This window comes from Bradyrhizobium sp. th-b2 (assembly GCF_000426785.1).
Lineage (GTDB): Bacteria > Pseudomonadota > Alphaproteobacteria > Rhizobiales > Xanthobacteraceae > Bradyrhizobium > Bradyrhizobium septentrionale.
In genome coordinates this window covers 47,111-73,012 of sequence record NZ_AUGA01000040.1, presented here as the reverse complement: position 1 = coordinate 73,012, position 25,902 = coordinate 47,111, and the positions used below count along the sequence as shown (strand labels likewise).

Sequence of the window (25,902 nt, the reverse complement as noted above, 5' to 3'; positions counted from 1 at the left end):
CAGGGGGCTGGGAATTATTTTTGAGTATTGCTGCGTAAGAGGGCGACAATCCCCTCCCCGTCACCTTGAGGTGCGAGCCTTGCGGCGCAATTGCGCCGCTGGGCGAGCCTCGAAGGGTGCGCGGCCCGGCTTGTGGCCGTCGATCCTTCGAGACGCCGCTTCGCGGCTCCTCAGGATGACGGGGAACTAGCCCGCAAGCGGGGAAGGCAAGCGAACACCCGCCTTACTGCTCCCGCAGCATGATCAGCGGGTCGGCGCTGTCGGGGACGCGGCGCCACTGGGCGTTGTCGTCGGCTTCAAACTGCCAGGTTTCTCCCTTGGGCGACATCAGGACCATCTGGCCGTGATCGAGCCGCCACAGCGACGGATTGAAGGCCGCGACCGCCGGATCGCATTTGCCTTTCAGGAACACCTGGAAATTGTCGTTGCCGGCCTCGGTGTTCGTCAGCACCAGCACGCAGATCGCCTGGCCATTGCCGCGCACCATCGACCAGTCGCCGATCATCTGGTCCATCGACTTGGCGAGCGAGCGCGCGGCGGCGAGGTTTTGCAGGATGTAGACGCCCTCGTTGGTGCGCATGCCCTCGAAGATGCCGGTCTCGACCTCGGTGAAATCGATCACGGCCTCGCCGGCCGCGTTCTGCAGCCGCACGATGTCGCCGAGACCCTTGATGCTCCAGCCGGCGATGTCCTTGGTGAAGGGCAGCGCGGCGGCGCAGGCCGGCTCGAGCTCGAGCTTGAAGCCTTGCGGCGTCTGATCCGGTTTCAGGGTCACGACGCAGGTCTTGCTGCGCTCGGTGGTGGCGAGCTCCCACTGCCCGATCATGTCCTTCTTCAACGTCGAGGCATCCTGCGCGGCTGCCGGACCGGATGCGGCCAGCAGCAGCAGGAGCGCGACGTTGAAGCGGGACAGGGTCATCAGCGGCCCTTCACCGGGGTTTCGGCAACCGGCGTCAGCGGCGGCTTGCCGGCGAACCAGTTCTTGATGTTGTCGACCACGAGCTGGTCCATCGCATTGCGCGTCACCACCGAGGCCGAGCCGATATGCGGCAGCAGCACGACATTCTGCATCGCCTTGAGCTCGTCCGGCACGTTCGGCTCGGCCGCGAACACGTCGAGACCGGCGGCCAGGATGGTGCCGGATTTCAGCGCCGCGACCAGCGCCGGTTCGTCGACCACAGAGCCACGCGCGACATTGATCAGCACGCCACGGGGCCCAAGCGCCTTCAGCACATCGGCATTGATCATCTTCGCGGTCGAGGCGCCGCCGGGCACGATGACGATCAGGGTGTCGACCGCCTTCGCCATCTCGATCAGATCGGGATAGTGCTTGTAGGCGACGTCCTTGGACGGATTGCGCGAGTGATAGGACACCGGCACGCGCGACGCTTCGAGGCGGCGGCCGATGGCCTGGCCGATCCGGCCCATGCCAACGATGCCGATCTTGCGGTCGCGCAACGAGCCGACGCTGAGCGGATAGTTCTGGGTCTGCCACAGGCCGGAGCGCACATAGCGGTCGGCCTTGACGAACTCGCGCAGCGTCGCGATCAACAGCCCCATCGCGACGTCGGCGACCTCCTCGGTCAGCACGTCGGGCGTATTGGTGACCACAATATTGTGATCGCGGGCGTAATGGGAATCGACGTGGTCATAGCCGACGCCGAAGCTGCCGACGATCTCAAGCTTCGGAAACAGCGCCATCGCGGTCTTGTCGGTCGCCATCGTGTGATAGGTGACGGCGATACCGCGGATCTTGTCCTTCGTCTCGCCCGTCAGGCGTTCGAGGTCGCCGCGGCTTTCGGCCCGGTGCAGCACGTATTGATCGGAAAAGCCGTTTTCGAGGATTGGCCTGACAGGTCCATAGATCAACAGATCGATCTTTTCGGAAGAAATCGGGGCCATCAATTGTCCTTTCCTAACGCGCTCTCATGCCAACGCCGCAACAGAAGATGCGAAACTAGCGCCAGCACCCCATAGATGACAATCCCGGCCAGCGATAGCAGAAGAAGTGCTGCAAACATGCGGGGAATATTCAGCCGGTAGCCCGATTCAGCGATCCGGAACGCCAGGCCCGAGCCGGCGCCGGCGCTGCCCGCCGCGATCTCCGCGACCACGGCGCCGATCAGCGACAGCCCGCCGGCGATGCGCAGGCCGCCGAGGATATAGGGCAGCGCCGCCGGCAGCTTCAGGAACAGCAGCGTCTGCAGCCGTGAGGCGCCATACAATTGAAACAATCCGGCGAGGTTGCGATCGACCGAGTTGAGGCCGAGCGTGGTGTTCGACAGCACCGGAAAGAACGCCACGATCCAGGCGCAGACGATCACCGCGGTCTGCTGCTGCAGATAGATCAGGAGCAACGGCGCGATCGCGATCACGGGCGTGACCTGCAGCACCACCGCATAGGGGAACAGCGAATATTCCAGCCATTTGGACTGGTTGAACAGCAGCGCCAGCACCACGCCGCCGATCGCGGCGGCAACGAAGCCTTCGAGCGTGGTCAACAGCGTGACGCCGAGCGATTGCGACAGCACCGGCCAGTCCGCAACCAGCGTCTTCAGCACCAGAAGCGGGCTCGGCAGCACATAGGGCTGGATGCCATAGGCGCGGACGATGGCTTCCCAGAGCACGAGGCCCGCGGCGAACACCGCGACGGGAAGCAGGAAGCGCACGAGATCCTGCGGAGACTTCATGCGCCCGCCTGCCCTGCATAGGACGGCGCCAGTGCACTGGAGACCTCGCGGCAGAGCGCGGCATATTCGGCCGAGGTGCGGAACTCCTCACCGCGTGGCTCGGACGATGTGATGCGAAACTCGGCATCGATCCGGCCCGGGCGCGCGGTCATCACGATCACGCGTTGCGAGAGATACACCGACTCGAACACCGAGTGCGTCACGAAGATGACGGTCTTGTGCAAATTACGCCACAGCGACAACAGGTCGTTGTTGAGGCGAAAGCGCGTGATCTCGTCGAGCGCCGCGAACGGTTCGTCCATCAACAGGATATCCGGGTCGGTGACCAGCGCGCGCGCCAGCGACACCCGCATCTTCATGCCGCCGGACAATTCGCGCGGATAGGCGTTCGCGAACTCGCTGAGCCCGACCTGATCGAGCGCGGCCGCGATGCGCGCATCGGCGCCGGCCGCAGGCACGCGGGCGAGCTTCAGCGGCAGGCGGACATTGTCGCGCACGTTGGCCCACGGCATCAGGGTCGGCTCCTGAAACACGAAGCCGATCCTGTGGCTGCCGCGCGGCTCGGTGCCGTGATGGGCGAGCTCGACCGTGCCGGCGCTGGGCGTGGCGAGGCCGGCAATCAGCCGCAGCGCGGTGGACTTGCCGCAACCGGAGGGCCCGAGCAGCGAGACGAACTCGCCGCCGGAGACATCGAGGTCGAGCGGCCCGAGCGCCGTCACGCCGGAGTCATAGGTCTTGGTGACGCCGCGCAGGCGCACGGCTGACCGGGCATCGGATTCAGACAACGCAGCCCCCGCCATCCGGCCGTCAGTTCTTCGGCCGGAGCTCGACGCCGACCGCCTTGTTGACGAAGCGCAGCGTGTAGCCCTGGCGGTAGTCGATGGTGCTCTTGACCACGCCGGCGCGCACCATCTTGTCGAAGAAGCTCGCCATCCGCTCGTCCGTCATGGCGCCGATGCCGTTCTTGATGGAATCGCCGGAATCGACGATGCCGTGCTCGCGCATCTTGGCGACGCAATAGGCCAGCAGCTCGTCGTTCATGTCGGGATTGAGCTTCTTGATCATCGCATTGCCGGCCGAGTTGTCGCCGTAGACATAATGGAACCAGCCGACAACAGAGGCATCGACGAAGCGCTGCACCAGATCCGGCTTCTTGTCGACCAGGTCGCGGCGGGTCTCGATCAGGGTCGAGTAGGAGTTGAACCCGTAATCGGCGAGCAGCAGCACGTTCGGCTTGAAGCCGGCGGCCTTCTCCACCGCAAAGGGCTCCGAGGTGACATAGCCCTGCATTGCGGTCTGCTTGTTCACGATGAAGGGCTGCGGGTTGAAGGTGTAGGGCTTCACCTTGTTCTCGTCGAAGCCGTATTCCGATTTCAGCCACTGGAAGTAGCTGGTGATGCCCTCCTTTGAGATCAAAAGCGTCAGCGGCTTCAGATCCTCGATCTTGGTGGCCTTGACCTCGGGATGGGTCAGGAAGACCTGCGGGTCCTTCTGGAACATCGCGGCAACCGCGACCAGCGGCACGTTGTTGGTGACGGCGTCGAAGGTCTGCAGCGAGTTCGCGCTCATGAAGAAGTCGAGCTTGCCCGCGATCAGGAGCATGCGGTTGTTCTCGTTGGGACCGCCGGGCACGATCGTGACGTCGAGGCCGTATTTCTTGTAGGTGCCGTCGGCGACCGCCTGGAAGAACCCGCCATGCTCGCCCTCGGCGACCCAGTTGGTGCCGAACGAGACCTTGTCCAGCGTCTGTGCCCGCGCCGGGACGATGGCCGCGGCAACGCAGAGGGCGGCGGCCAGAAGGTTCGTGGTTAACGCTCGCGGCAAAAAGGCCCGGATCATGGTTGGACTCCGTCTGACATTATGGCCCATGATGGAAGGCCGGGGCGCGGATCATGCCCCGGCGACGAGGATCGCGCCCGGAGACGCAGACGCCTCTATGATGTTAAACCAACTAGCCTGCAAATCCACCCAATGAAACGCTTGCTTGATGACTTCTCAGCTTCCGCCCCGTGACTGGACCGCCATCCGCTGGCCCGATATCGCCGGGGACGCGGCCGCGCGCTGGATCGCGGTGCTGCCGCTGGCCGCGACCGAGCAGCACGGGCCGCATTTGCCGCTCGGAACCGACGTCATGATCGGTGAGGCCTATCTGGCGCGGGTGCGCGAGCTGCTGCCGGCGGCGATGCCGGCGACGTTCCTGCCGCTACAGCCGGTCGGGATCTCGACCGAGCACATCGATTTTCCGGGCACGCTAACCCTGCCGACCAGGGTGGCGCTGAACAGCTGGATGGCGCTCGGCGTGGGCGTGGCGCGCGCCGGGGTGAAGAAGCTCGTGATGGTGACGAGCCATGGCGGCAACTCCGCCGCGATGCAGCTGGTGGCGCAGGATTTGCGCGCGCAACACGGCATGCTGGTGGTGACGACGAGCTGGTCGCGCTTCGGTACGCCGGATGGGCTGTTCGATGCCGACGAATTGCGCCACGGCATCCATGGCGGCGCGGTCGAGACCTCGATCATGCTGGCGAAATATCCGCAAGCCGTGCGCCAGGATGCGATCGCGGACTTCAAGCCCGCCAGCGTAAAAATCGAAAAGGATTATCGCTTGCTGTCGACGCAACGGCCGGCGCCGTTCGCCTGGCAGGCGCAGGACCTCAACCCGAGCGGCGCGATCGGCGATGCGACCAAGGCCTCGGCCGAGAAGGGCGAGCAGCTGATCGAGCACGGCGCAGGCGCGTTCTGCGAGCTGCTCGCCGACGTCGACAAGTTCGATCCGAGCATCTTTCGCGGCAGCTGATCGGAATTGCTTCGTCGGAGCAGTGGCGACGAAACAATTCACGAAGCCATATTTCCGGTCTCATCTCTCGAACCGGAACCGGACAGCCTCCGTCCAACGGGCATGCGGACCACACCGGCGCCGCGCTCGCAGGATGGAGCATTCCATGTCGATCAAGACCAAGTTTGCCGCCCTCGCCCTCACCGCGCTCGCCGTGACCGGCACCATCGCTTCCACCACCTCGCAGGCCGAAGCCAGGCCGTATGGCTGGGGCTGGGGCGTTGGCGCAGGCCTCGTCGGCGCCGCCGTTGTCGGCAGCGCGATCGCGGTCAGCGACGGCTACTACTACAACGGCGGCTATCGGCGCTGCGCCTGGGTGCGCCAGTACGACGGCTTCGGCAACTACATCGGCCGCGTGCGCTCCTGCTACTGATCGACATCTAAGGCTGCGGATCCTGTGTTCGACACGGGTCCTCATCCACCCCGTGTCGCAACAGACCCGCCCGGTAATCCCCCCGGGCGGGTCAATGCTGTGAGCTCGCGACAGGCGGGCCCAGGTCACAGATATTTTGCGATCAGCCTGAAGTCGCGCAGCACGGCGCGGCCCTTCGGACCTCCGGCCTTCAGCGTGTCTTCCAGGCTGTGGCCGATGTGATCGTGGATCAGCGCCTTCTTGGCGCTTTCGATCGCGCTCTCCACCGCCTGCAATTGCTGGGCGATCTGCGCACAGGGCCGGCCCTGCTCGATCATCTCGACGATAGTCTCGAGATGGCCGTTGGCACGCTTGAGGCGGCGGGCGATCGCGGCGTGCGGATGGTCGTCGGACATGCGGTTCTCCTATCCTCCCGGGAGGATAATCACGATCCTCCCGGGAGGATAGTAGAATCGGCTTGACAGGCCATTGTGCCGGGCGTAGTGCCCGATTGCTGGAACAATCGTTCCGCACCGGGGCTTTGTCCCCGAACACCAACCCGACCACGAGCCAGCACAGAAGGCACATGGGCAGTAGCAACTCTGGCGACAGTAGCCCCGCGACGCCGGGACCATTGACGCCGCAACACAGCAAGACTGATCGCGCAGATATCGCCTGCGTGGACAGGTGGTCACGCCTCACGTAACCGCCCGCTCCTCACCGGCCTGCCGCGACCAGCGGAAGTGGAGGTGAGCGATGTTCGAAAAGCTCGCAAGATTCCGGCAAGCAAGCCCGCGGCGCGTTGTCGAGCCGCGGCGCATGCCGCCGCGCGCGGCCATGCATTGCAATGACAACCTGCCGGGCTTTCGCTGCCCGGCGGACCGTCGGCGTCCAACCCCGGCCTGTCATTGGGTCCTGATCGACGGCCGGCTGGAATGCCGGTGGACCATCGACGACACCAGCGGCGATCTCGATCAGCAGCGACGCGCGGGCCGACGCCTTGGCCCGCGCGCAACGTCAACGCGCCACGTGGTGAAAGCCGCGGCGCGGATTTAGGAGGCCGACATGGACGAAGGACCTAGTTGCCCCGTTGCGCGCCACTCAGGCGCAGCAGCGGGATTTTCGAACGACATGACATCTGGAAATGCCGCTGCTCACGGCAGCGGAGACGTGCGCGCCTGACGGCTCCGCGTCCCTCAGCCGTGCCCCAGGGGGCGGCGAGGAGACGCGAAATGACCGAAACCACGACCACCCCAACCGCCATTCTCGATACCGCGCATGCCGGCGACATCCATGGCGCGCTCGGCAGCATCGCCCGCGACGACACCGCGCCGCGCGCGACCTGGCTGGCCCGGCTGAAGACACTGCTCGCGATCGTCGGCCCCGGCCTGATCGTGATGGTCGGCGACAATGATGCCGGCGCGTTCGGTACCTACACCCAGGCCGGACAGAATTACGGCACCACGCTGCTGTGGACGCTGTTGCTCCTGATCCCGGTGCTCTATGTCAACCAGGAGATGGTGGTGCGGCTCGGAGCAGTCACCGGCGTCGGCCATGCGCGGCTGATCTTCGAGCGCTTCGGCAAATTCTGGGGCGCCTTCAGCGTCATCGACCTCCTGGTGCTGAACGCGCTGACCATCGTCACCGAATTCATCGGCATCACGCTCGCGCTGAGCTTTCTCGGCGTCTCGCAGTTCTGGGGCGTATTGGCCTCGGCGGCGATCGTAATGCTGGCGGTCTCGACCGGAGACTTCCGCCGCTTCGAACGCTTCGGTATCGTGCTGGTGGTCGGCAGCCTGCTCCTGGTGCCGGTCATCCTGATGGTGCATCCGCCGATCGGGCAGATCGCGGCCGATTTCTTCGTGCCGAAGATGCCGCACGACGCCAAGCTCAGCGAGGTGATGCTGCTGATCGTCGCCATCGTCGGCACCACGGTGGCGCCATGGCAATTGTTCTTCCAGCAGAGCTACATCGTCGACAAGCGGATCACACCGCGCTTCATCCGCTATGAGCGGATGGATCTGTGCATCGGCATCGTGCTGGTGGTGGTCGGCGCCGTGGCGATCATCTCGTTCTGTGCGGCGGTGTTCGCCGGACGGCCCGAATTCGGAAATTACACCGACGCGCTGGGAACCGCGGTCGGGCTCGAGAAATATGCCGGCCGGCTGCCGGCGGTGCTGTTCGCCCTTGCGCTGCTCGATGCCTGCATCATCGGCGCGGCGGCGGTCTCGCTCGCAACGGCTTACGCGATCGGCGACGTGTTCGCGGTCAAGCATTCGCTGCACCGCAAGCTGTGGGATGCGAAGGGCTTCTACACCGTCTATTGCGGCCTCATCGTGCTCGCCGCCGTGCTGGTGCTGACGCCAGGTACGCCGCTCGGGCTGCTCACCAATGCGGTGCAGACGCTGGCCGGCGTGCTGTTGCCCAGCGCAACCGTGTTCCTGCTCCTGCTGTGCAACGACCGCCACATCCTCGGGCCCTGGGTCAACTCGACCAGGCTGAACCTGTTCACGGGCGCGGTGGTCGCGGGTGATGCTGTCGGTGATCCTGACTGCGGCGGTGCTATTCCCCGACCTCAGCGAGCAATGGATCATCGGCATCCTCGTCGGCGGCAGCGGGCTTGCGCTCGCGGTCACCGCGCTCGTCAAGCTGTACGAGATGTCGTCGCACCGTAACGCCTCCTTCCGCCCCAAACTGAGGCCGCCGCTGTTCGACCGCGACAGCTGGCGGATGCCGCCGCTCGACCGGCTGCCAAAGGCGCGCCTCAGCCCGCTGAGCCGGATCTGGATGCTGGTGCTGCGTGGCTATCTGGTCGTCGCCGCCGGTCTCGTGCTGCTGCGGATCGTCCAGCTCGCCACGGTGGGAGCGTGACCGCGCCTAGCCGCGGACGGCGATGGGGCGCGATCGTGTTGCTCAGGCTGGCAAGCGCCATCCTGCGCGGCGCGACCGCGCTCTATCAGCGACGCGTGATTTCAGACGCCGGGATGCGGACGGCGCTGTCCATGGCGCGATGTGTCGAACGGGCCGGCGCCAGAGTCGTGCTCGGCCGGGCATCGCAGCAGGTATTCATCAAAACGAGGGACGAAGAGAATGGCGGCATCGATTGAACGGTCGGGCGTCGACCCGTTTGCCACAGAAGCCTGGCCGATCGCGGCTGTTAGGGCCGGCCGGCGCGCGCTGTTACGTGACTGTCATGGTGGCGTGCAAATCGAGGAGGTATCTGGGGCGCCTCAGTTGCTATTGCGAATTATTTGCAATAAGCGACTGGGGATGCTAGGTGCTGATCTGGCATTGGATGGAACGATACGGATCGGACCGGGGACGGCGGGCGATGATTTCAAATCTCGGGTGGCAAGCGGCCGCCAAATCTGCAGTGATGCCGGGCGAAACCGCCAACCGTTCGCCGAAAGCCGCGTCATGACCTGCGTCCGCCTCTTCCGGGTTCAGATCGCCGCAGGCGCAGCGCTCGGCGCGGCCACCCTCGTCACGCCGGCGACTGCGGCCGATCTAGCGCTCAAGTCTCCCGCCGCGCGGTCGGTCTACAGCTGGACCGGCTTCTATGTCGGCGCTCATGTCGGCTATGGCGACGGCACGCTCGGCCCCGGCACCAACCCAATTCTGGAACAGGGCGTGTTCTTTCCGCCCACCATCACCGGCGGGATCGGCGGCTTCCAGGTTGGATACAACAAGGAATTCGCCAATCGCTTCGTGCTCGGCGTCGAGGCGGATGCGACATTCACCGGCCCGACCGATTTGCCGCGGCGCACGCTCGGCCCGTTCAACGCGTCGATCGACTATGTCGGCACGGTGCGCGGCCGTGCCGGCTACAGCTTCGGCACCTGGATGCCCTATGTCACCGGCGGCTTCGCCTGGGGACACAGCCAGGTCAGGGTCAACGACACCGACGGCGAGGTGATCTCGGAGCCCGGCCAGTACCAGACCGGCTGGACCGCCGGCGCCGGCGCCGAATTTGCGGTGAGCGGCAATTGGACCGCCAAGGTCGAATACGACTACATCGACCTGTCGCGCCGTACGCTCGGTCTCGCCGATTTCGGCATGCCCGGCGTCAGCATCGACCCGCGCATTCACTTGTTGAAATTCGGCCTGAACTACCAGTTCGGCGACTCGCCGTGGTCGGCGACGCCGGCGCGGACCTTGCTGCCTGAATCCACCGACTGGAGCGTGCACGCGCAGACGACGCTGCTGCCGCAGGGCTACGCCTCGTTCCGTTCGCCGTATTCCGGCACCAACAGCCTTCCCGGCCCCGGGCAGATGCAGCAGACCTGGACCACCACGGCATTTCTCGGCTTGCGGCTCTGGGAGGGCGGCGAGTTCTACTTCAATCCGGAGACCGCGCAGGGCTTTGGCCTCAACGGCACGCTCGGCCTTGCCGGCTTCTCCAACGGCGAAGCGCAGAAGGCCGGCGCGCCATATCCGAAGATCCGGCCGCAGCGCTATTACTTCAAGCAGACCTTCGGTTTCGGCGACGAGCAGGAAGACGTCGCCGACGGTCCCAACCAGATCGCGGGCAAGCGCGACATCGACCGCCTCACGGTCGTGGTCGGGCGCTTTGCGGTCGGCGATTTCTTCGACGGCAATTCCTACGCCAAGGACCCGCGCGCCGACTTCATGAACTGGGCGATGTGGGCATCCGCTGCCTACGACTTCCCCGCCGATCTGCCCGGCTATACCCGCGGCGCGGTGGTCGAGCTCAACCGCAAGGACTGGGCGGTGCGCGCCGGTGTGTTCCAGGTGCCGAATGCGCCGAACAGCGACGTGCTGGTGTTCAACACCGGCGGTGCGGTGGTGGAGTTCGAGGACCGCTATTCGATCTTCGACCAGCCCGGCAAATTGCGCGTCGGCGTGTTCGGCAATCGCGGCAACACCGGCAATTACGCCCAGGCGCTCGCGATCGAGGACGCCAATCCGGGGCTCGACATCAACGACGTGATGGCAAGCATCCGCAAGGATAATCTCAAGTACGGCTTCTATCTGAACGGCGAGCAGCAGATCGCAACCGATGTCGGCCTGTTCGGCCGTCTCAGCTGGAACGATGGCCAGAACGAGATCCTGTCCTTCACCGATGTCGACCGCAGCATCTCCGGCGGCCTGTCGATCAAGGGCAGCCGTTGGGGACGGGCCAACGACACGATCGGCATCGGCGGTGCGGTCAACGGGCTGTCAGCCGCGCATCGCGACTACCTCGCCGCCGGCGGCCTCGGCCTCCTGATCGGCGACGGCGCGCTGAACTACAGCCCGGAGCGGATCTTCGAAACCTACTACGCCTATCAGGTGAACAAGAACCTGACCTTGACCGCGGACTATCAGTTCATCACCAACCCCGCCTACAACGCCGACCGCGGCCCGGTGCACATCTTCTCCGGCCGCATCCACGGGGAGTTTTAGGGATCGCTACATCCCTCGTCGTCCCGGGCAAGCGAAGCGCGACCCGGGACCCATAACCACCAATGTAAATTGCTGAAGCAGGCTGAGGCCACAGCGATCGCAATCACAAGACCCTGTGGTTATGGGTCCCGGCTTTCGCCGGGACGACAGCGAGTTTGTCGCGCCGGCATGTAGCCTAGCGTAGCCCATATGAAGCGCAACGAAATCCGCGGCCGCTTTATCCGCGAGGCAAAGAATCCCGGATTGCGCCTCGCTGCATCCGGGCTACGGATTCTCTGGCAATGATGGCTGGATTGGTTGGGGCGGCAAAAACCCTCTCCCCACTCAGATATATGTAGACCCCCCGGGCTTGCCGCAAGCCCGGGGTCATTCCGTAGAACGCGCGCCCAATCGAACCGAGGGAGTGCGGGATGAACGAACATCAGGTGGTGATATCAGGCGGGGGTCCGACCGGGTTGATGCTGGCGGGCGAGTTGGCGCTGGCCGGTGTCGATGTTGCGATTGTCGAGCGGCGCGCCAGCCGCGATCTCACCGGCTCGCGCGCCGGCGGGCTGCATGCCCGCACCATCGAGGTGCTCGATCAGCGCAGCATCGCCGACCGCTTCGTGGCGCAGGGGACGCGCCATCCGGCCGTGCTGTTCCACTCGCATCTGGTTCCGCTTGATATCACCGACCTGCCGACCCGACGCAATTACACGCTGGGGCTCTGGCAGACCCATACCGAGCGCATTCTCGGCGAATGGGTCGACGAGCTCGCGGTGCCGATCTATCGCGGGCGCGAGGTGACCGGCTTCACGCAGGACGACAGCGGCGTCGACGTTGCGCTGTCGGACGGCCAATCGTTCCGCGCACAATATCTCGTCGGCTGCGACGGCGGACGCAGCGTGATCCGCAAGACGGCCGGCATCGAATTTGTCGGCTGGGACGCGACAAAAAGCTGGCTGAACGCCGAGGCCCGGATGTCCGGTGAACCGGAATGGGGCATGCGCCAGGACGACACCGGCACCTCAGCGATCGGCAAGGTCGAAGACGGGCGGGTGCGGGTGGTGTTGACCGAGCGGCAACTCGGCGGCGGAAGCGAGCCGACCCTGCGCGACATCAGCGAGGCGCTGATCGCCGTGTACGGCACCGACTTCGGCATCCACAGTCCGCTCTGGATATCGCGGTTCACCGACCTGACCCGGCAGGCCGTGGCCTACCGCAAGCAGCGCGTGCTGCTGGCCGGCGATGCCGCCCATGTGCATCCGCCGATGGGCGGACAGGGCCTCAATATCGGCGTGCAGGACGCGGTGAACCTGGGCTGGAAGCTCGCCCAGGTGGTCAAGCTGACAGCGCCGGACAGCCTGCTCGACAGCTACCATGCCGAGCGGCATCCGGTGGCGGCCCGCGTGCTGCGCAACACCATGGCGCAGGTCGCGCTCGGCCGCACCGATGCGCGCAGCAAGGCGCTGAACGAGATCGTCTCCGAGCTGCTGCGCACGGACGAGCCGCGCAAACAATTCGCCGCGATGATGTCGGGCCTGGACGTTCACTACGATCTCGGCTGTGGCCATCCGTTGCTCGGACGCCGCATGCCCGATCTGGATTTGGTCACCGCAAACGGTCCGCTGCGGGTCTTCGCGCTGCTGCACCAGGCACGACCGGTGCTGCTCAATTTCGGGGAGCCCGGCAGCTTCGACATCACCGGATGGGCCGATCGGGTTCAACTGGTCGACGCCGACACCACCGGCGGGTGGGAGCTTCCCGCAGTCGGACCGGTTTCGGCGCCGACGGCCGTGCTGGTTCGGCCCGACGGCTACGTGGCGTGGGTCGGCGAGCAAACCCGGACAGGGCTCACCGACGCGCTGACCACATGGTTCGGCGCGCCTGCTGTCTGAAAGTGCATTCTGTCATGGCCGGGCTTGCTGAATGCCTTAGGAAATTTCCGCATCTGCCCGGCTGCCAGCCATCGACGGCCAGCTAACACATGTCATGCGCGATGCACCAGTCCACGCCATTTTCGGGCGCCGGTTTGCCCTTGATCTTCGTCGTTTGCCATCGATAGCCACGGCCGAGCATGCACTGCTTGAATGCAGCGCTATCGGCAAGACCTCGAATGTCACCGGTCTGACCATAGCAAAAATCGAGCGCGGCTTGGGAGACCGCGGCGCTGCGCGGGTGCCCGTGCGGTCTGATGAGATCTCGGTAAACCTCATTGACGACCTGGTCGGCGCGCGCAGCAGCGCAGCTTGCCAGCAGAATGACTGAAATGATGATTGCCCGTTTCATGGCTCGCAACCTTCGTCCTTTGAGTGACCGTCAATAGTCGGTCACGCTCAGCATCGGACTGGTTCGAAGCCGTCCATGACAAATCGGAAAGCCAAGCGGAATGGCAATGCTCAAAGCCGCGCCGCCATGTCGCCTGCTCGCGCATGGCGTCGTTCGTTGCTGCCGCTTTCGCAACGAGACGCGCCCTACCCAGCCGGCTGGAACGAATCCGCGCGCGCCATCGCCCAGGCGTCGCGGTAGCGGCGGTCCTGGGTGCCATCGAGCAACTCGCCGTGGCGCAGCGCCGGATAGAGCTCGGCGAAGGAGGAGACCTCGGTGGTCGATCTCCGCTGCGAGAAGTGGATCGGCCGCAGATCCTTGGTGTGCTCGAGGCCGGCGGCCGCGAGCAGCTCGGTCAGCGCGTGCAGCGTGTTGTGGTGGTAATTGTACACGCGCTCGATCTTGTCGGGCACGTAGAGCGCGCGGTTGCGGATCGGATCCTGCGTCGTCACGCCGGTCGGGCAGCGGTCGGTGTGGCAGCTCAAGGACTGGATGCAGCCGAGCGAGAACATGAAGCCGCGCGCCGAATTGCACCAGTCGGCCCCGATCGCCATCGCGCGCGCCATGTCGAAGGCGGTCGCGATCTTGCCGGAGGCGCCGATCCTGATGCGGTCGCGCGCGCCGATGCCGACCAGCGCGTTATGGACGAAATTGACGCCCTCGCGCATCGGCATGCCCAAATGATCCATGAATTCGAGCGGCGCGGCGCCGGTGCCGCCTTCATTGCCGTCGACCACGATGAAGTCGGGATAGAGCCCGCTCTCCTTCATCGCCTTGCAGATCGCCAGGAATTCCCAGGGATGGCCGATGCACATCTTGAAGCCGGCCGGCTTGCCGCCCGACAGTTTGCGCATCTGGGCGACGAATTCCATCATCTGCAGCGGCGTCGAGAACGCCTTGTGATAGGCCGGCGAGATGCAGTCCTCGCCCATCGGCACGCCCCTGATCTTGGAGATCTCCTCCGACACCTTCGCGGCCGGCAGCACGCCGCCGTGGCCGGGCTTGGCGCCCTGGCTGATCTTGAGCTCGACCATCTTGATCTGGTCGTCGCCCGAGACGCTTGCGAACAGCTCCGGATTGAAGGTGCCGTCGCGGTTGCGGCAGCCGAAATAGCCGGAGCCGACCTCCCAGATGATGTCGCCGCCCATCTCGCGATGATAGGGGCTGACGCCGCCCTCGCCGGTGTCATGGGCGAAGCCGCCCTTCTTGGCGCCGGCATTGAGCGCCCGCACCGCGTTCGGGCTGAGCGCGCCAAAACTCATCGCCGAGATGTTGAAGACCGAGGCCGAATACGGCCTGGTGCAGTCGGGACCGCCGATGGTGATACGGAATTTCTGGTCGGCATGCGGCTTCGGCGCCACCGAATGATGCATCCACTCATAGCCCTCGCGGTAGACGTCCTCCTGGGTGCCGAACGGCCGCTTGTCGAGCACCATCTTGGCGCGCTGATAGACCACCGCGCGGGTGTCGCGCGAGAACGGCATGCCGTCCTTCTCGCTCTCGAAGAAATACTGCCGCATCTCCGGGCGGATTTCCTCGAGCAGGAAGCGGACATGCGCCGAGATCGGATAGTTGCGCAGCACCGCATGGCCCTTCTGGGTGAGGTCGCGGATGCCGAGCAATGTCAGCGCGCCGAAGATGATCAGCGGGATCAGAACGATCTTGAACACCTTGGGATCGAAAATCCCGACCAGCAGCAGGAGCGCGGTGACGACGGCGCAGATCGTCAGCACGATGAAGCGTGGCGAGAACGGAAGCAGTATCGTGTCCATGGAAACCCTCAACCGGTCTGCCTGAAATCCCCTGTCGGCCGCGAGCCTAATCCAACTCGCGGAACAAGTGCTACACGGTTATACGGCCGAGCAGTCACAGATGTGACAACCGCCCGGATGGGCGGGTGTCCCTGTCATGATCATTCAAGTTGGTCCCATCTGCTGCAGTGCAACGAGGGAGAGCCGCGCGAAGGCTGCGCTCCCTCTCCCGCTTGCGGGGGAGGGTTGGGGTGGGGGTGCCTCCACACGCGAGGCTCTTTTCCGTGGAGAAAGCCTCCACCCGCATTGCATCTACGATGCAATGCGACCTCCCCCGCAAGCGGGAGAGGTGAAAGCGCCGTTCGCTTAATGGTCGTGCGGCTGTAGCTCGTGCGGAATGTGGCCCGCCTTCAGGCCATCGCTCTCCAGCCACGCGTTGGTGGTGTCGAGGGCGCGTGCGATATGATCCGAGGTCCGGGTGAAATCGTAGGGCGAGCCGACCAGCGGGCAGAGCGGCGGCACGACGAAATACTCGACATCGGGGCCGATGTTCTCGAGCTCGTTGACGAGCTGCCGCGCGATCAGCAGCGTCAGCGCATGCAGCGCGTTGGCGAGCGCGCCGACCGGCGGCGCCTGGTTGGCGCAGGCGTGCCCGGTCGGCAGCACGATCAGGCGCTTCGCCCCATGCTTCACGGCGACGCGAACCGGCGTGTTGCTGGAGATCGCCCCATCGGCCAGGAAACGATCGCGGTAGTGCACCGGCGTGAACGCACCGGGGATCGCGGTCGATGCGATGATCGCCTCCGCCGTCGAGCCTTCCGACAGCACCACGCTGTCGCCGCTGATGATGTCGGTGGTGACGATGTGGATCGGGATCCGGGCGTCCTGAAGATTGCGGAACGGGATGTGGTCGTCGATCAGCTTGCGGACGCCGTCATGCGGGATCAGGAAGTCGCGGCGCCACAGGAAACCGACCAGCGTCCGCCAGGTCACCGGAAACACGTCGTTCCGGTTCAGGCCGCGCCAGATCTCGGCGAGCCGCGCGACGCCCGCGACCGTCGGGTCGCCGGCATAGAACGCACCGTTCAGCGCGCCGACGCTGGAGCCGACCACCATGTCGGCGACGACGCCACGGGCAGCCAGCGCCTGCAGCATGCCGACCTGGACCGCGCCAAAGCTGCCGCCGCCGGCAAACACAAAGGCGGTCTTCGGGGCATCTGGATCGGTGATGGACAAGGTGCAGCTCCCTTACTCGCCGCGTTCGGGAAACGGCTGCGCGGCGTTGGGGGCGTTATAGCAGCGAGGGAATGAACGGCGCCACTCACACCAGTGTCGTCCTGGCGAAAGCCAGGACCCATAATCACAAATGAAAAAGGCTGAAGCCCGATGGGGCCCCAGCCTTCGTCAAATCGGTAGCGGTGGTTATGGGTCCCGGCTCGCGCTTCGCTTGGCCGGGACGACAAGGATCAGCGCTCGACGAACGCCTTCTCGATCACGAAGTGACCGGGGGTGTTGCCGCTGCCTTCCTTGAAGCCGCGGGTCTCGAACAGCTGCTTCAGCTCTTCCAGCATGCCCGGGCTGCCGCACATCATGATGCGGTCGGTCTCGATGTCGAGCGGGCCCTGGTGCAGGTCGGTGAACAGCTGGTTGGAGGTGATCAGGTCGGTGATGCGGCCGCGGTTGCGGAACGGCTCGCGCGTCACGGTCGGATAGTACGACAGCTTCTCGGACAGCAGCGGCCCGAACAATTCGTCGTCGCGCAGCTTGGCGACCAGCTCCTCGCCATAGGCGAGCTCGGAGACCTGGCGGCAGCCATGCACCAGCAGGATCTGATCGTAGTGATCATAGACCTCGGGGTCCTTGATCAGGCTGGCGAACGGCGCAAGGCCGGTGCCGGTCGACAGCAGCATCAGCCGCTTGCCGGGAATCAGATTGTCGGTGATCAGCGTGCCGGTCGCCTTGCGGCCGACCAGGATGGTATCGCCCTCGCGGATCTTCTGCAGCTTGGAGGTGAGCGGGCCGTCCTGCACCTTGATCGAGAAGAACTCGAGCTCTTCCTCATGATTGGCGCTCGCCATCGAATAGGCGCGCAGCAGCGGCCGGCCCTCGACCTCGAGGCCGATCATGGCAAACTGCCCATTCTGGAAGCGGAAACCGGAATCGCGGGTCGCCCGGAAGCTGAAAAGCGTATCGGTCCAGTGCTGAACGGAAAGAACTTTCTCTCGATAGAACGCGCTCATGTGTTTTCGTTTTCTCGACTGACCAGATTTAGAATGGTTTGATTTCTAGACTGCTCGCGACGGCGCAGAAGTGGCCGAAATCACTGAATATCTCGCGTGTCCATTGCGCCTCTACGTGAGATAGTCAAGATCAACTGGCGTGCAATTGCGATCTCGGAATGGCAGTCGTTCGATTTCGCGCAGAGGTTCAACCACGACATCGTTAACGCGTGGTGCTGCACGTAATTTACTTGCTGAGATCGCCATCGATCTGGCAATTAATTGCTACGAAAACGGCGGCGAAGGGAAAATGATCTCGTGGTCCTGATCAGCCAGCGAATCTTCCTGGAAACCATCAAAAAATATTGTCTGGCGCGCGAAATCGCGGTCGAGATGCGCTCCGGCGGCTGGCTGGTCATCATGACCAGGGGCAGCGAACGGCGGCTCGTGATCGGCTACGACATCGGGCTGAACAGCGCGGTCGCGCATCAGGTCGCCAACGACAAATCGGCCTGCGCCGAGGTGCTGGCATCGGCCGGCGTATCAGCCATTCCGCACACGCTGGTTCTCGGCGCGAAGCTCAGCAAGCACATCCCGGGATCGGACTCGCTGGAGGCGATGCAGCGTCTGCTCGAGGAGCATCCGCGCGGGCTTGTCGTCAAACCCAATGAGGGGACATCCGGCGAGCTGGTCTTCCGCGTCACGACGCGCGGGCAGCTGGAGACCGCGATCGCACGCATCCTCGCCGCGCATCCGAGTCTTGCGATCTCGCCTTATGTCGAGATCAAGGACGAGGTGCGCGTGGTGCTGCTCGATGATCGCGCGCTGATCGTCTACGGCAAGACGCGCCCGTCAATGGTTGGCGACGGCATTCACTCACTGCGGGCGCTGGCGCAGGCGGCGGCGACGGCAGAGCAGCTCAAGACCATCACCGAGGATTTTGACGCCGCCGCGCTCGACGCCATTCCGCCCGCCGGCGAACGGCGGCTGCTCAACTGGCGGCACAATCTCGATGCCGGCGCCGAGCCCGTTCTGCTCACTGACGCTGCGACGCGCGACGCCTGCGTCGCGCTCGCGATCAAGGCCGCGCAGGCCGTCGGCATCCGCTTTGCCTCGATCGACGTCGTGCGCGCCGACGGCGCGTGGCAAATCCTCGAGGTGAATTCGGGGGTGAAGATGGAAGCACTGGGCCGCCGTCATCCGGCGCTGGTCGAGGCGGCGTATTCCGCAGCGCTGGATCAGGTGTTCGCGTAACCTCGTCGTCCCGGCGAAGGCCGGGACCCAAAATCACAAATGCATGTTGTTGCGCGATGCTGGGGCCCCAGCTCACATCAACAACATAGTTCTGGGGTTATGGGTCCCGGCCCTTCGCCGGGACGACATTGGTGTTGATCCCGCCCCCCTACTGGTTCTCGTCGAGCACCTTGAAGGCCTCTTCGAGTTGCGGCGAGATCGCGACGTTGAGCTTCTCGCCGGTCGGCAGGCGGGCGACGAACCACTTGTTGTAGAGCGGGACGATGTCGCGGTTCGAGGCGAGCCTGCGGAACGCGCGCTCGACCACGGCCTTCATCTGCGGCTCGCCCTTGCGGTACATGATGCCGTAGGGATCGTAGGACAGATAGTCGCCGGTGACGCGGAACTTGTCCTGCGACTTGTGCCGCGCGATCAGGCCGTAGAGCAGGATGTCGTCGGTCGCGAACGCATCGGCCTTGCCGTCCACCAGCATCTGGTAGGACTGCTCGTGGTCGGGCGAGGTCACGATGTTGAGGCCGAGCTGTTGCTTGGCGTCGACATTGTGCATCGCCTGCTCGTTGGTGGTGCCCTTGGTCACCACCACGGTCTTGCCCTTCAGGTCGCCGACCTGGGTGACGCCCGAGGCCCTCGGCACCATCAGCTTGGTGCCGGCCACGAACATCAGCGGCGAGAACGCGACCAGCTTGCCACGCTCGGCATTCGCCGTGGTCGATCCGCATTCGAGATCGATCTTCTTGTCGACGACCGCCGGAATGCGGTCGTCGGAAGTGACCTTGACATAGTCGACCTTGAGGTTGGCGTCGTCGACCTCGGTCCCGATCTCCTCGACGATCGCATCGCACAGCTCGAGGCTGTAGCCGATCGGACGGTTCGAGTGATCGAGGAACGAGAACGGCGGCGAGCTCTCGCGATAGCCGATCCGCACCGTGTGCGTGGCCTTGATGTTGGCGAGCGTGGGACTGAGCCCCTCGCTCGCCGGCTGTGCGGACACCGGACCAGCGAGCAGGCCTGCCGCCAGCAGACATGCTGACAGCAGTAGCCTCTCAGCCCGTATCGGCCTCCAGCGGGCGCGATGCATGCATGCCTCCCGTCAATGGCCGGCCATCACGGCGCCGGGCACCGCATCCTGCGGCACCGCGTCGTCGGGCCCGAGCTCGTGCTCGGCCTTCAGCTCGCCCTCCCACTTCGCAACCACCGCAGTCGCCAGCGAGTTGCCGATCACGTTGGTGGCGCTGCGGCCCATGTCGAGGAAGGTGTCGATGCCCATGATCATCAAAAGCCCGGCCTCGGGGATGTTGAACTGCGCGAGCGTCGAGGCGATCACCACCAGCGAGGCGCGCGGCACGCCGGCCACGCCCTTCGAGGTGATCATCAAGGTCGCCAGCATCGCGAGCTGCGTGCCGAGCGACATCTCGATATGGTAGGTCTGCGCGATGAAGATGCTGGCGAAGGTGCAGTACATCATCGTGCCGTCGAGGTTGAAGGAGTAGCCGAGCGGCAGCACGAAAGCCGAGATGCGCGAGGAGGCGCCGAACCGGTTCAGCCCCTCCAGCGTCTTCGGATAGGCCGCTTCCGAGGAGGCGGTCGAGAACGCGATCATCAGCGGCTCGCGGATCAGCCGCAGCAGATGGCTGTAGCGTGGCCCGATCGCGATGAACCCGACGATGACCAGGATGCTCCACAGAATCAGCAGCGAGAGATAGAAGCCGCCCATGAAGACGATCAGCTTCCAGAGCACGCCGAGGCCGTTCTTCGAGACGGTGGCCATGATCGCTGCCCACACCGCGAGCGGGGCGAACAGCATCACATAGCCCGTGACCTTGAGCATGATGTGCGCGAGGTCGTCGATCAGGCCCATGATCGGCTTGGCCCGCTCAGGCATGGCGCCGAGCGCGACCGCGAAGAACACCGCGAACACCACGATCTGCAGGATCTCGTTCTGCGCCATCGCGTCCGCAATCGAGGTCGGGATCAAATGGGTCAAGAATTTTTCAAAGGAGAAAGCCGACACCGGCAGGCCGGTCGACTGCGCCTTGTCGGGCAGCGTGCCGGGGAAGTTGGCGCCGGGCTGCAGCAAATTGACCATCAAGAGGCCGAGCAGCAGCGAGACAAATGATGCGGTGACGAACCAGCCCATGGTCTTGGCGAAGATGCGGCCGAGACGGGCGCCGCTTCCCATATGGGCGATGCCGCCGACGAGGGTTGCGAACACGAGCGGCGCAATGATCATCTTGATCAGGCGCAGGAACAGCATCGCGATCAAATTGACGTCTGCTGCGATCTCGGCACGGCTGTCAGGAAAATAGTTGAAGACAATCGTCCCCATCGCGATGCCAAGGACCATCGCAATCAGGATGTACTGCGTAAACCTGTTCGACATTCTCTTACCCCCGTAAGTTCCCGACGAACGGCAAGTGTGGCAGATTTACGCAGCTAAGCAACACGCTTCGCGCCGAGCGGGCCTTTGCCGAAATGTTCCCGTTGTGGAATGCCAGCGCGAGGACTAGCGTTCATGCAGCGCACAATCTGTGCAGAGAGCTGCGCGCACCGCAGTCAAACTGCATGCGAAACGACCAACGCGAGGGGAGACACCGCCAATGAACGATACCTTCAATCGCCAGATCCTGCTTGTTGAAAAGCCCACCGGCAAGCTTGGCCCCGAGCATTTCCGTCTGACCAACGGTGCGATCCCCGAGCCGAAAGACGGCGAGGCGCTGGTGCGAACGCGCTACATCTCGCTCGACGCCGCCAACCGCGCCTGGATGCACGGCGCCACCTACCGCGCCGCGGTCGAGGCCAACACCGTGATGGCCGGCGGCGGCATCGCCGAAGTCGTGGCGTCGAAGGACCCCGGCCTGAAGCCGGGCGACATCGTGTTCGGCGACACCGGCTGGCAGGATTTTGCCGCGGTGCCCGCCAGGCATCTGACCAAGATGCCGAAGCTCGAGCCGATGACGCATCTGCTCAGCGTGTACGGCATCGCCGGCCTGACCGCCTATTTCGGCCTGCTCCATGTCGGCAAGCCCAAGGAGGGCGAGACCGTGGTGGTGTCGGCCGCCGCGGGCTCGGTCGGCTCGATCGTCGGGCAAATCGCAAAGATCAAGGGCTGCCGGGTCGTCGGCATCGCCGGCGGCAAGGACAAGTGCCACTGGCTGACAAGCGAGCTCGGCTTCGATGCCGCGGTCGACTACAAGGACGGCGCCACTTACAAAGCGCTGCGCGCCGCCGCCTCGAAGGGCATCGACGTCTATTTCGACAATGTCGGCGGCGACATCCTGGAGGCTTGTCTGGCGCAGATGAACAATCGCGGCCGCATCGCCTGCTGCGGCGCGATCTCGCAATATGACGGCGTCCCCTCCGCGCACGGCCCGCGCGGCGTACCCGGCCTGATCGTGGTGAAGCGGCTCGTCATGCAGGGCTTCATCGTGATGGACTACATGGACCAGAGCCAGGCCGCCCTCGCCGACCTGCAGTCCTGGGTCGCCTCGGGCAAGCTCAAGGTGCAGGAGGACGTGATCGACGGGATCGAGAACACCCCGCAAGCACTGATCGGGCTCTTGGCCGGCGAGAACCGCGGCAAGCGCATGGTGAAGGTATAGGCGGGAAGTACGACGCCGTAGGGTGGGTTAGCGAAGCGTAACCCACCACTTCTATCCCCGCGGCACGGTGGGTTACGCCTTCCGCCTGCGCTCGTTGAGCCACGGCGCACGTAGTCGGCTAACCCACCCTACGCAGCCCAATCCCGTCATCCCCGCGCAAAGGCTTCGCCTTTGTCGCTGGAGGTACGCGCCCTTGCGCGCCTCGAAGGATGCACGGCCCGGCTGCGGCAGCGCGGAGAAAGCCGGACCGTTCGCCCTTCGAGACGGCCGCTTCGCGGCCCCCTCAGGGTGACGGGGATGGATTGGGTTGCGCGGCCCTAATGCACCGTGCCTGGCGCCTGCGGTGCGGCTTGCGGCGGGGCGACCTGGCCCTTTTTCGCCTTGCGCCAGTTCTCGAACGTCTGCACCACGACGAAGAATGCCGGCACGAACAGCACGGCGAGGCAGGTCGAGGCGATCATGCCGGAGAACACGGTGATGCCGATCGACTTGCGGGCGTTGGCGCCGGCGCCGGTCGCGAGCACCAGCGGCAGCACGCCGAGGATGAAGGCGAACGACGTCATCAGGATCGGCCGGAAGCGGGCGCGCGCCGCATCGATCGCCGAGTCCAGGACCGACCGCCCGTCACGCAGATGGTGCTCGAGCGCGACCTCGACGATCAGGATCGCGTTCTTGGCCGACAGCGCGATCAACAGGATGATGCCGATCTGGGTATAGAGGTTGTTCTCGATCCGGAGGCTAAGCAGCACCAGCGTCGGGCCGAGCAGCGACAACGGCACGGCCAGGATCACCGAGATCGGCGCATACCAGCTCTCATATTGTCCTGCGAGCACGAGGTAGACCAGCAACAGCGCCAGCGCGAACACATAGTAGATCTGGCCGCCGACCTCCTTCTCCTGATACGACATCGCCGTCCACTCGAAGCCCGAACCCGGCGGCAGCGTCTTTGCCGCGATCTCCTCCATCAGCGACATCGACTGGCCGGACGAATAGCCCTGCGCCGGCAGACCGATGATGGTGGCGGACGGATAGAGGTTGTAGAGGCTGATCAGCGACGGCCCGACCGACGGCGTGATCTTCGCCACCGTGCCGAGCGGGATCATGTCGCCATTGCTGTTGCGCACCATCATGTTCTCGATATCGCGCAGCGACAGGCGGTACTGTGCCTCGGCCTGGGTGTAGACCTGGAAGGTGCGGCCGAACTTGGTGAACTGGTTGACGTAGCTGGCGCCGAGATAGGTCGACAGCGCCGCGAAGATCTGGTCGGTGGTGACGTGCAGGATCTGGGTCTTGATCCGATCGACCTCGACATCGAACTGCGGCACCATCGAGCGGAACGACGATTGCACCCGCTGCAGCGCGCTCTGGGTCTGGGCATTGGCCACGATCGCCCCGGTGACCGCCTGCAGCTTGCCGTAGTCGGCGTTGCCGTCGCGCAGCTCGACCTGCATGGCAAAGCCGGCGGCATTGCCGATGCCCTGGATCGGCGGCGGCGGGATCACCAGGATGCGCGCCTCCGGGATCACCGCGAGCTTGTCGTTGAGCCCGTAGACCAGCGAACGCAGATCCTCGCCCGGCCCGCGCGCGCTCCAGTCCTTCAGAATCAGGTAGGCGACGCCGGCATTGGCGAGGCTCGAGGAGTTGTCGAGCGCGGAGATGCCGGCGATCGAGACCACCTGGTCGACACCCGGCGTCTTGCGGGCAATCTCGGTGACCCTGTCGAGCACCTGCTGGGTACGGTCGAGCGCTGAGCCATCGGGCAACTGCACCGCGGCGAGCAGATAGCCCTGGTCCTCGATCGGGATGAATCCGGTCGGCACCCGCGACAGGCCGTAGCCGGCGAGCCCGATGATAACAAGCGCGACCGCGACCGAGGTCTTGGCATGCCCGGCAATGCCGCCGACGACGCGTGTATAGCCACGCTCCAGCCGGTCATAGACCGCGTTGAAGCCGCGATAGAAGAAGTTGCGCTGCTCGGGCGGCGCGGGCGGACGCAGCCACAGCGCGCATTGCGTCGGCTTCAACGTCGCGGCATTGACCGCGCTGAGCAGCGCGGTCGCGGCGATCACCAGCGCGAACTGCGCGTACATCCGCCCGGTCAGCCCCGGCAGGAACGCCGCCGGCAAAAACACCGAGATCAGCACTAGCGTGATGCCGACGATCGGCGCGAACAATTCGTCCATCGCCTTGATTGCGGCGTCGTGGCCCGACATGCCGCGCTCGATACTATGCGCCGCGCCCTCGACCACGACGATAGCGTCGTCGACCACGATGCCGATCGCCAGCACAATCGCAAACAGCGTCGAGAGGTTGATGGTGAAGCCGAGCGCGGCCATGCCTGCGAACGCGCCGATGATCGTGACCGGCACCGTGGTCGCCGGCACCAGCATCGCCCGCCAGTCCTGCAGGAAGACCAGGATCACGACCAGCACCAGCAAGCCCGCCTCGATCAGCGTCTTGTAGACCTCCTCGATCGAGGCGTTGACGAATTTGGTGGTGTCGAACGGTGTGTCGTATCTGATGTCCTGCGGGAACCGTTTGGCCAGCTCCGCCATCTTCTTCTCGACCGCCTTTTCGACCTGCAGCGCATTGGCACCCGGCGACTGGAACACGCCGATGCCGGTCGCCGGCTTCTGGTTCAGCGAGAAGATCTGGCTGTAGGTCTGCGCACCGAGCTCGACCCAGCCGACGTCGCGGACGCGGGTGACGTCGCCGACAGTGCCGGTCTTGACGATGATGTCCTCGAACTGGCTCTTGTCGTCGAGCCGGCCGTTGACGTTCAGCGTGTACTGGAACGCCTGCCCCGCCGGCGTCGGCGGTGCGCCGACCTGACCGGCGGTGACCTGCTGGCTCTGCTGCTGGATCGCCTGGATGACGTCCTGCGGCACCAGCCCGCGGACCTGCAGCTTGTTCGGATCGAGCCAGACCCGCATCGAATATTGCCCGGCACCGAACACCGTGACGTTGCCGACACCCGGCAGGCGCGACAGCTCGTCGCGGATGTTGATGGTGGCGTAGTTCGACAGGAACAGGCTGTCGTAAGTCTTGTTCGGCGAGGTCAGCGTCACAAACAGCAGGATCGAGGTCGACTTCTTCTGCACCGTGACGCCCTGGTTTTGCACCGAAGTCGGCAGCTGCGACAGCGCCGAGGAGACGCGGTTCTGCACCAGCACCTGCGCGAAGTTGAGATCGGTGCCGATCTTGAAGGTCACCGTGAGCGTGTAGGTGCCGTCTGCGCCGCTGTAGGACTGCATGTACAGCATGTCCTCGACGCCGTTGACCTGCTGCTCGATCGGCAGCGCCACGGTGTCGACCACCGTCTTGGCCGATGCACCGGGATAGCGCGTCGTCACCTGCACCGTCGGCGGTACCACGTCGGGATATTGTGCGACCGCGAGATTGTACAGCGCCACGCCGCCAAGCAGGATCATCAGGATCGCGATGACGTTGGAAAGGACCGGGCGCTCGATGAAGAATTTCGAGATCATGGC

21 protein-coding genes and 1 pseudogene are annotated in these 25,902 nt (G+C 64.8%); 9 read left to right on the top strand and 13 right to left on the bottom strand.

The window, feature by feature from the left end; all coding sequences use genetic code 11:
- Positions 1-223 precede the first annotated feature (223 nt).
- Genes K359_RS0133525 through K359_RS0133505 form a run of 5 tightly spaced genes read right to left on the bottom strand, consistent with a single transcriptional unit; the run spans position 224 to position 4,529 of the window.
- The gene (locus K359_RS0133525) at positions 224-919 is read right to left on the bottom strand and encodes an AprI/Inh family metalloprotease inhibitor (protein WP_029083232.1); all 696 of its coding nucleotides are present in this window, start codon (positions 917-919) and stop codon (positions 224-226) included.
- Positions 919-1,902, bottom strand: a complete 984-nt coding sequence (locus K359_RS0133520) for a 2-hydroxyacid dehydrogenase (protein WP_029083231.1) — start codon at positions 1,900-1,902, stop codon at positions 919-921. The genes K359_RS0133525 and K359_RS0133520 overlap by 1 nt, the downstream gene beginning before the upstream one ends.
- Positions 1,902-2,690, bottom strand: a complete 789-nt coding sequence (locus K359_RS0133515) for an ABC transporter permease (protein WP_029083230.1) — start codon at positions 2,688-2,690, stop codon at positions 1,902-1,904. The genes K359_RS0133520 and K359_RS0133515 overlap by 1 nt, the downstream gene beginning before the upstream one ends.
- On the bottom strand, positions 2,687-3,490 hold the full coding sequence (locus K359_RS0133510) for an ABC transporter ATP-binding protein (RefSeq protein WP_051346552.1): 804 nt from the start codon (positions 3,488-3,490) through the stop codon (positions 2,687-2,689). The genes K359_RS0133515 and K359_RS0133510 overlap by 4 nt, the downstream gene beginning before the upstream one ends.
- Positions 3,491-3,497: 7 nt before the next feature.
- Positions 3,498-4,529 (bottom strand): ABC transporter substrate-binding protein, encoded by a 1,032-nt coding sequence (locus tag K359_RS0133505; RefSeq protein ID WP_029083228.1) that lies wholly within the window; start codon positions 4,527-4,529, stop codon positions 3,498-3,500.
- 148 nt (positions 4,530-4,677) lie between these two features.
- Here K359_RS0133505 and K359_RS0133500 point away from each other — a divergent pair, with 148 nt between their 5' ends.
- Together K359_RS0133500 and K359_RS0133495 are read left to right on the top strand one after the other, a co-directional pair.
- A complete protein-coding gene (locus tag K359_RS0133500; protein ID WP_029083227.1) occupies positions 4,678-5,484 on the top strand; it encodes a creatininase family protein in 807 nt (268 codons plus the stop codon).
- Between the two features lie 145 nt (positions 5,485-5,629).
- Complete coding sequence (locus K359_RS0133495; protein ID WP_029083226.1) at positions 5,630-5,896, top strand: hypothetical protein; 267 nt, start codon at positions 5,630-5,632, stop codon at positions 5,894-5,896.
- 125 nt (positions 5,897-6,021) lie between these two features.
- Here K359_RS0133495 and K359_RS0133490 read toward each other — a convergent pair whose 3' ends face one another.
- The gene (locus tag K359_RS0133490; RefSeq protein ID WP_029083225.1) at positions 6,022-6,291 is read right to left on the bottom strand and encodes a metal-sensing transcriptional repressor; all 270 of its coding nucleotides are present in this window, start codon (positions 6,289-6,291) and stop codon (positions 6,022-6,024) included.
- Positions 6,292-6,631: 340 nt separating this feature from the next.
- Here K359_RS0133490 and K359_RS0133485 point away from each other — a divergent pair, with 340 nt between their 5' ends.
- The 5 genes and pseudogenes from K359_RS0133485 (at position 6,632) to K359_RS0133465 (ending at position 13,158) form a co-directional block, all read left to right on the top strand.
- A complete protein-coding gene (locus tag K359_RS0133485) occupies positions 6,632-6,931 on the top strand; it encodes a hypothetical protein (RefSeq protein WP_029083224.1) in 300 nt (99 codons plus the stop codon).
- Positions 6,932-7,107: 176 nt separating this feature from the next.
- Positions 7,108-8,746, top strand: a pseudogene (locus tag K359_RS53710) (NRAMP family divalent metal transporter).
- Complete coding sequence (locus K359_RS0133475) at positions 8,743-8,982, top strand: hypothetical protein (protein WP_029083223.1); 240 nt, start codon at positions 8,743-8,745, stop codon at positions 8,980-8,982. Before K359_RS53710 ends, K359_RS0133475 begins: the two are co-directional and overlap by 4 nt.
- Positions 8,983-9,292: 310 nt before the next feature.
- Entirely contained in the window at positions 9,293-11,281 is a 1,989-nt protein-coding gene (locus K359_RS0133470; protein WP_029083222.1) for a carbohydrate porin, read from the top strand.
- A gap of 410 nt (positions 11,282-11,691) precedes the next feature.
- The gene (locus tag K359_RS0133465; protein WP_029083221.1) at positions 11,692-13,158 is read left to right on the top strand and encodes an FAD-dependent monooxygenase; all 1,467 of its coding nucleotides are present in this window, start codon (positions 11,692-11,694) and stop codon (positions 13,156-13,158) included.
- An 82-nt stretch (positions 13,159-13,240) separates the two neighbouring features.
- Here the strand turns inward: K359_RS0133465 and K359_RS0133460 are convergent, their stop codons facing one another.
- The 4 genes from K359_RS0133460 to K359_RS0133445 all read right to left on the bottom strand — a co-directional run bounded on the left by K359_RS0133460 (position 13,241) and on the right by K359_RS0133445 (position 17,579).
- Positions 13,241-13,549: a hypothetical protein gene (locus K359_RS0133460; RefSeq protein WP_029083220.1), complete on the bottom strand. Its 309-nt coding sequence runs from the start codon at positions 13,547-13,549 to the stop codon at positions 13,241-13,243.
- 185 nt (positions 13,550-13,734) lie between these two features.
- Positions 13,735-15,360, bottom strand: a complete 1,626-nt coding sequence (locus tag K359_RS0133455) for an FMN-binding glutamate synthase family protein (RefSeq protein WP_029083219.1) — start codon at positions 15,358-15,360, stop codon at positions 13,735-13,737.
- Between the two features lie 345 nt (positions 15,361-15,705).
- Positions 15,706-16,575 carry a patatin-like phospholipase family protein gene (locus K359_RS0133450; protein WP_029083218.1) on the bottom strand — a complete coding sequence of 290 codons (870 nt, stop codon included), beginning with the start codon at positions 16,573-16,575 and terminating at the stop codon, positions 15,706-15,708.
- A gap of 230 nt (positions 16,576-16,805) precedes the next feature.
- Positions 16,806-17,579, bottom strand: a complete 774-nt coding sequence (locus tag K359_RS0133445) for a ferredoxin--NADP reductase (RefSeq protein ID WP_029083217.1) — start codon at positions 17,577-17,579, stop codon at positions 16,806-16,808.
- 297 nt (positions 17,580-17,876) lie between these two features.
- On the opposite strand from K359_RS0133445, the gene K359_RS0133440 reads away from it, so the two are divergent.
- The gene (locus K359_RS0133440; protein WP_035977563.1) at positions 17,877-18,812 is read left to right on the top strand and encodes a RimK family alpha-L-glutamate ligase; all 936 of its coding nucleotides are present in this window, start codon (positions 17,877-17,879) and stop codon (positions 18,810-18,812) included.
- 148 nt (positions 18,813-18,960) lie between these two features.
- Here K359_RS0133440 and K359_RS0133435 read toward each other — a convergent pair whose 3' ends face one another.
- Positions 18,961-19,890 (bottom strand): amino acid ABC transporter substrate-binding protein, encoded by a 930-nt coding sequence (locus tag K359_RS0133435; protein ID WP_051346551.1) that lies wholly within the window; start codon positions 19,888-19,890, stop codon positions 18,961-18,963.
- Between the two features lie 12 nt (positions 19,891-19,902).
- Complete coding sequence (locus K359_RS0133430; protein ID WP_029083214.1) at positions 19,903-21,192, bottom strand: dicarboxylate/amino acid:cation symporter; 1,290 nt, start codon at positions 21,190-21,192, stop codon at positions 19,903-19,905.
- A 217-nt stretch (positions 21,193-21,409) separates the two neighbouring features.
- On the opposite strand from K359_RS0133430, the gene K359_RS0133425 reads away from it, so the two are divergent.
- Complete coding sequence (locus K359_RS0133425) at positions 21,410-22,411, top strand: NADP-dependent oxidoreductase (protein WP_029083213.1); 1,002 nt, start codon at positions 21,410-21,412, stop codon at positions 22,409-22,411.
- A 317-nt stretch (positions 22,412-22,728) separates the two neighbouring features.
- Here the strand turns inward: K359_RS0133425 and K359_RS0133420 are convergent, their stop codons facing one another.
- Positions 22,729-25,899: an efflux RND transporter permease subunit gene (locus K359_RS0133420; RefSeq protein ID WP_029083212.1), complete on the bottom strand. Its 3,171-nt coding sequence runs from the start codon at positions 25,897-25,899 to the stop codon at positions 22,729-22,731.
- Between the last annotated feature and the right edge of the window lie 3 nt (positions 25,900-25,902).